The organism is Holdemania filiformis DSM 12042 (assembly GCF_000157995.1).
In the GTDB taxonomy this organism is placed as follows: domain Bacteria; phylum Bacillota_I; class Bacilli_A; order Erysipelotrichales; family Erysipelotrichaceae; genus Holdemania; species Holdemania filiformis.
Window position 1 is genome coordinate 601860 of record NZ_GG657556.1, and the last position, 6586, is coordinate 608445.

Sequence of the window (6586 nt, forward strand, 5' to 3'; positions counted from 1 at the left end):
CGATCACGTCCAGCACATCCTCTCCGATCACTTCCCGCAGCTTGTCATAATTGGAATCGACCAGATAATTGATATTCGTCTTAAAAAAGATATAAATCTCATTTTTCTCATAGGCGTTCAGCGTGATGCTGAAATCCTGCTCAATCCGGTCGGAAAGCTGTCTGACCAACGCCAGCTCCTCGGGATTTTTCGTCATGATCTCGCGGATTTCCGATAAAGAATTGCCGGTTTTCACCCGTTCGATCAGAATCGCAAAATGCAGAAGCAGATTGGTATAGGAGAAGTTGTTGAGATTGTACGTTCCCTGTTTGAAAAAGTCGTTGAGAATCTGCGAGATCTTTTCGATTTCCGCGGGACTGAACGACTGTTTCAGCGTGTCCAGATCCAAAATCCGGCTGTGCGTTTCCTGCCGGATGATGCTTGAAAGCAGGGTGCGCTTGTCTTTTTCTGAGCCTTGAATCTGAATCAGATCGTTCTGCGTCGAGAAGTGCACATGAAAGATCTGATACAGCGTGTTCATTTTTGCCAGGTCGCTTTTCAGCGTCGAATAGCTGATAAACAATTCATCGCACAGATCAAAGGTATTGAGCGGCCGGTGTTCGATCAGAATTTTCTTAATGATATAGACGGAACGTTCTGCATAGCTCATCGCGAAAGTCTGCGGTTCATCCAGAAATGACAAGTCGCTGATTTTGAGCGCGGTATATCCCTTGTTGGAGGAGAGCACCACCTTATGATGCGCAAGCGCGTTGATCTCCTTGACGTACATTTTAACGGTTCTGACAGATACGTTTAAGACATCAGCCAGCTCGGCAGCCGTGCAGGGGACGTTCTGTTCCCATAAATAAAGAATCAGATTTTTCTTTTTGTTGATCGCCATACTCTCACCGGCCTTTTTCCTATGATCTTATTATAAAGGTAAAGATATTCTTAATCAATTCAATCCCTTTCACCGCAGGGTGCAGAGGTCCTGGCCTGAGCTGTCAGCCATGCACCTCAGCGTGCAAAGGTTCGGTTGAGGGGAAAGGACAGACAAATTATAATGAATTTGCGAGTGAGGGAAGGAGAAAAAATATGGAACCCATTCAAGTCTTATTGTGCTGCGGCGCCGGCTTGTCCAGCGGCTTTCTGGCCCAGGGCGCACGCAAGGTCGCCAAGAAAAAAGGCCTTAACGTAAAAATCGAAGCCAAGAGCGAAACCGAGGCGGTCTTGTATCTGCCGAAGATCAACGTCCTGCTGCTGGCCCCGCACTATGAAAACTTCAAGGCTAAATTCACGGAATTGGCTAAGCCCTACAACGTTGCGGTGGGCGTCATTCCGCAGAAGGTCTACGGCAGTCTGGACGGAGAAAAGCTGATCGAGCTGGCGGTGGAGCTGCATCAAAACCAACAGGAAAACCATTGATTTCACCAGGGGAGGAAAGATTATGAAACGTTTTATGAACTGGCTGACAAATTCCTTTACGCCAACGATGAACAAGTTCTCACAGAAACCGGTTGTCGCCGCCTTATCCAGTTCGATGCAGAAGATCATTCCGTTTATTCTGACCGGGTCCTGCATTCATCTGTATAATGTTCTGCGCTCGACCATTCCGGCGCTGCCGAACTTCATCCGCATCATCAACTTCTCCTTCGGCATGCTGGGGCTGCTGACCGCCTTCATGGTCGCCAACCAGATGATGGAGAAGCTCGGACATACCAAATATACGATCAATGCCGGATTAACCGCGATTTCCGTATTCATCATGTTTATCAAGCCGGTGATCGACGCCAACGGCATGTTTAGCGTTGAGTTCAACCGCTTCGGCCCAACCGGCATCATCGTCGGCATCGCGGCCGGCTACATGGTGTCGATTCTGTTTCACCTGGTCGGAAGACTCAATCCGCTGGACGATTCCAGCCTGCCGGATTTTGTGATCGGCTGGGTTCAGAATATCATCCCGATCATCACCTCGATCGGCCTGACTGTCTTCTTAACGTTCTATCTGAATATTGATCTGTTCGCACTGGTGCTGCTGGCCTTCTCGCCGATTCAGAACTTCGGTCAGACGCTGCCGGGCTTCGTCCTGCTGATCTTCTTAATGACGTTCTTCTATACGCTGGGCATTTCGCACTGGCTGTGGAATGGTGTGAAAACGCCGATCTTCATGGCCGGCATCGCCGCCAACATTGCCGCGGTGGAAGCCGGGCTGGCGCCGATGAACATCGCAACCAACGAAGCGGTGTTTACGGCCGGTCTGATCACGATGGGCGGCATGGGCGCAACGCTGACGCTGAATCTGTTGATGTGCTTCTCAAAATCCAAGAGCCTGAAAACCGTCGGCCGGCTGACAATTCTGCCTTCGATCTTCAATATTAACGAGCCGATCATGTACAGTGCCCCGATCGTCATGAACCCGCTGCTGATGGTGCCGATGTGGATCAATTCGATCACCGGGCCGCTGGTCGTCTGGTTTACAATGCGCAGCGGGTTATTGAATATCCCGTCCAAAATGATTCAGGTCGGTCAGATTCCCGCGCCGCTTTCAAGCGTGATGATCACCGAGGATCTGCGGGCGATTCTGGTTTACGTCGTATTATTCCTGATCTATCTGGCAACCTGGTATCCGTTCTTTAAGGTCTATGAGAAACAGCGGATTGCCGAGGAACAGAGTGAAGCGCTCAACGGTTAAATCGACGGAACTGACCGGGAATTGCTTCATCCGGAAGGCTGCTTATAGCTCCAAGCTCCGACTATTTTCATAAAGAAAGGATCGACATGATGACATATTCAAACGAGGAACAGCTGGAACCGACGGAGGTTTCAGAAATTGACTTAAATCAGGTGGCGATGCAGATCATCCTGCATTCGGGCAGCGCGAAAACCTTGGCGGACGAAGCGTTTCAGCTGGCCAAAGAAAAGAAATTCAAAGAAGCCTACGCAAAAATGGAACAGGCGGAAACCGAAGGCATCCTGAAAGCACACCAGGCTCAGACGCTGGTGATTCAGGAGGAAGCCCGCGGCCTGGCGCACGCGCCGTCGCTGTTGTTTACTCACGCCCAGGATCATTTGATGACGACGATGTGCGAGGTCAGCCAGATCAAGCGGCTGATCGAACTGTACGAACTGATCGTTGGTCCACAGTAATTCAATACAGGAGGAAACCGATGGAAAAAGAAAAATATAAGTTTCCGCAGGACTTTCTGTGGGGCGGCGCGACGGCGGCCAGTCAGATCGAAGGGGCTTACGATGTAGACGGACGCGGTCTGTCCACGTCGGACATCCATCAATACAACGATCAGCTGGACCGGATCCGCTACCGGAAGAAGCTGGTGGAAAACGAACATACCAGTGCGACCCTGGCGGCGGCCGTTGCCGATCAGGAAGGGTACTATCCGAAGCGTTATGGAAACGGCTTCTATTACCGCTATAAGGAAGACATTGCGCTGATGAAGGAAATGGGCATGAACAGCTTCCGGTTTTCGATCGCATGGCCGCGGATTTTTCCCCGCGGGGATGAGCGGGTGCCGAATGAAAAGGGCCTGCAATTTTACGACCGGGTGATCCGCGAGGTGATTGACGCCGGCATGGAGCCGATCGTCACGATGTTTCATTACGATATCCCGCTGCCGTTATTGACAGAATACGGCGGTTTCAAGAATCCGCAGCTGATTGAATTCATGGTGCGCTATGCCAAGGTGCTGTTAGACCGCTACGGCCATCTTGTCAAATACTGGATTCCGTTTAACCAGACGAACTTGGTTCAGTATTGTTCGTTTAAGTCGCTGGGAATTCTGCGGGATAAAACCGAGAATCTGATCGAGGATCAGTATATCGCGATTCATCATCAGTTCCTGTGTAATGCCCAAATCAAGGCGTATGCGAAGAAGATCAATCCCAATATTCAAATCGGCATCATGCTGGCGGACTGCACCTACTATCCGGCGACCTGCCGGCCGGAAGATATTGTGTTTGCGATGAAGCGGATCCGGATGCAGTATTTCTATGCCGACGTGCCGCTGCGCGGGGAATATCCGGGTTTCATGCTGCGCTACTTTAAGGAAAATGACATTCACGTGGACATTACGGAAGCGGATAAGGCGCTGTTAAAAGAAAATACATTGGATTTCCTGGCGTTCTCGTATTATTATTCGCGCACACTCGATTCGCAGAAGAACACGATGGACCCGGCTTCGATCAGTGAGAATCCCTACTTAAAGGCGAACGCCTGGGGCTGGACGATCGATCCGCTGGGCATGTACAACGCGATCAGTCAGTATTGGGACCGGTATCAGAAGCCGATTATGATTGCGGAGAACGGCTTCGGCTATGAGGACGTCTTTGTCGATGGGACGGTGCATGACGATTACCGCATCGACTATCTGCGTCAGCATATCCAGGCGGTCGGCGAAGCGCTGCAGGATGGGGTGAAGGTCTTGGCCTATCTGCCATGGGGACCGATTGATCTGGTCAGCTCCGGAACGGCAGAGATGAGCAAGCGCTATGGCTTCGTTTACGTCGATCTGGATGATCACGGAAAAGGCACGGGCAACCGGTTTAAGAAGGATTCCTTTGCCTGGTATCAGAAGGTGATTGCCAGCCGGGGATCGGAGCTGTGATGGATTTCAGTAAGCACAATATTTCTTATCTGAAATAAACGATAAAACAGGAAAAGCGGCAGCTGATAAAACCGCGTATGAAAGAAGTGAAAGACCGCAGGTCTTTCATTTTCTGTATTAAAAGACAACGAACCGCGGGTACACGGCCGGATCAAATCGGAGTCTGTTAGTAAAATCGAACAGCCAGACGGATAACCGCGGTGGAATCAAGTACGGATCAAAATAAGCTGGAGAAGAAATTCGGGGATAGATTATAAAACATCGGCATTCTTTTTTATTTGAATTTAAAGCTGACATACAGATGTCAACTTTCATGCTGTATGATAGACTTATAAAAAAGAAAGCGTTCCCTGAACTTTAGATCAGGAACGGATGAGGAAAAATGATGAGCCGGCCAACGACAAAACAAGACCTGATTCTCGCTGCGAATACCAATTATGAAAAACTGCTGAACCTGATCGGCACTCTGACGGAAACCGAACTGAATACGCCGTTCCATTTTGAAAATGACGAAAAGAAAAAAGAAGCGCACTGGAAGCGGGATCAGAACTTGAAAGACGTACTGATTCATCTCTATGAATGGCACCAGCTGATCCTGAACTGGATTGACGCGAATCAAAAGGGCGAAGCTAAGCCGTTTATCCCTGAACCCTATAACTGGAAAACCTATGGTGTGATGAATGTCGGTTTCTGGAAAAAACATCAGGCAACGACGCTGGAACAGGCGAAGAAACAGCTGGATCAGTCGCACAAGGCCGTCGTGGCGCTGGCGGAAACGTTCACCAACGAACAGCTGTTTGCCAAAGGTATCTATACCTGGGTCGGCGGCAGCACGCTTGGATCTTATTTTGTCAGCTGTACGTCCAGCCATTACGACTGGGCGATCAAGAAGCTGAAAGCCCATATCAAAAACTGTAAGGCTTGATGCCTCGGCCAGAATGCATCGTTTCAGACTTTTTCCAGGCTGTGATACAATAGAACACAGAAGGAAGGCGAAAGTGTGAAAGTGATTTATCATATCGACGCGATGGAGGCCTGGGCGATGACGCTGGGCAACGTCCGCAACATGCTCGACGGGCTGCATCAGAATCAGGAATCTTATGAAATCGAAGTACTGGCCAACGGTCCCGCAGTCCGGGGCTATCTGCCGGGAATTCTGCCCGATTCGCTGAAAGTCGTCATGGCGCAGGCCAAGGCCGAAGGGGTAGTCTTCGCCGCCTGCCGCAACGCGCTGCGCGCACAGGCGCTGCAGCCGGAAAGCCTGATCGAGAAGACGGTCGTCGTACCGGCCGGGGTGATTGAGCTGGCGCAGAAGCAGCAGGCAGGCTTCGCGTATATTAAACCCTAAGTCAGCCCAGTCTCCCGCAAAAATTGACACAAAGCTTAAAAGATCGCCCAATCCAGCGGTCTTTTTCTTTTATCGCGGACGGCGAAACGCTCAGAAGCAACGATGAAAAAAGCATACGCTGGGTTAGGAAATCTTGGATTTCTAAAGGAGGATCTCATTATGAATCATCTGCACAATGCTCAGTTTCGTCCGGGTCCTGAGGATTCCCTGTTGTATTTCACATCCCAGGGGAATGTCCGCTGGCAGGATCCGGCGGCTCAAGGACATCATGCGTGCGTTATGACGCACACTTCCAGCCGGCAGAATACGCAGCTGAACTATGCGCTGCCGATCTGGGTCAAAGACCGCACTCAACTGTATTTAAGCGGCTGGATGCGGGCCAGCCGGAACACACCGGTCAGACTGATGCTGCGCTATCAGAAGCAGGATGGTACGCTGGTGAAGGAAGAACAAATAGCGCTGACCGCCGGGACGGAGTGGCAGTGGAAATATCAATGCCGTGCGATTCCGCAAGGGGCTGAACAGCTGCGCCTGTCGCTGCACCTGGCTTCTCCCGCGACATTGCGGCTGCGTGCTCCGCGAGTCTTTTTCTGGTGGTAAGACCGGTTTTTGACAAAATGTGATATAATCCTGAGAGTAT

At 50.6% G+C, this 6586-nt stretch carries 8 protein-coding genes; 7 read left to right on the forward strand and 1 reads right to left on the reverse strand.

Going from position 1 to position 6586, the window contains the following annotated elements:
• Window positions 1–880, reverse strand: an 880-nt coding sequence (locus tag HOLDEFILI_RS19690) for a BglG family transcription antiterminator (RefSeq protein WP_006059227.1), incomplete at its 3' end; no start/stop codon positions are given.
• A 194-nt stretch (window positions 881–1074) separates the two neighbouring features.
• On the opposite strand from HOLDEFILI_RS19690, the gene HOLDEFILI_RS08690 reads away from it, so the two are divergent.
• From HOLDEFILI_RS08690 to HOLDEFILI_RS08720, 7 genes are all read left to right on the forward strand, one after another.
• The gene (locus HOLDEFILI_RS08690; RefSeq protein ID WP_006059228.1) at window positions 1075–1404 is read left to right on the forward strand and encodes a PTS sugar transporter subunit IIB; all 330 of its coding nucleotides are present in this window, start codon (window positions 1075–1077) and stop codon (window positions 1402–1404) included.
• Window positions 1405–1426: 22 nt separating this feature from the next.
• Window positions 1427–2671, forward strand: a complete 1245-nt coding sequence (locus HOLDEFILI_RS08695) for a PTS sugar transporter subunit IIC (protein ID WP_039864401.1) — start codon at window positions 1427–1429, stop codon at window positions 2669–2671.
• 86 nt (window positions 2672–2757) lie between these two features.
• Complete coding sequence (locus tag HOLDEFILI_RS08700) at window positions 2758–3126, forward strand: PTS sugar transporter subunit IIA (RefSeq protein ID WP_006059230.1); 369 nt, start codon at window positions 2758–2760, stop codon at window positions 3124–3126.
• A gap of 20 nt (window positions 3127–3146) precedes the next feature.
• Window positions 3147–4598, forward strand: a complete 1452-nt coding sequence (locus HOLDEFILI_RS08705; protein ID WP_006059231.1) for a glycoside hydrolase family 1 protein — start codon at window positions 3147–3149, stop codon at window positions 4596–4598.
• A 385-nt stretch (window positions 4599–4983) separates the two neighbouring features.
• On the forward strand, window positions 4984–5523 hold the full coding sequence (locus HOLDEFILI_RS08710) for a ClbS/DfsB family four-helix bundle protein (protein WP_039864404.1): 540 nt from the start codon (window positions 4984–4986) through the stop codon (window positions 5521–5523).
• Between the two features lie 75 nt (window positions 5524–5598).
• On the forward strand, window positions 5599–5946 hold the full coding sequence (locus tag HOLDEFILI_RS08715) for a DsrE family protein (protein ID WP_006059234.1): 348 nt from the start codon (window positions 5599–5601) through the stop codon (window positions 5944–5946).
• A 159-nt stretch (window positions 5947–6105) separates the two neighbouring features.
• Window positions 6106–6546 carry a hypothetical protein gene (locus HOLDEFILI_RS08720; protein ID WP_039864406.1) on the forward strand — a complete coding sequence of 147 codons (441 nt, stop codon included), beginning with the start codon at window positions 6106–6108 and terminating at the stop codon, window positions 6544–6546.
• The last annotated feature ends 40 nt before the right edge of the window (window positions 6547–6586 follow it).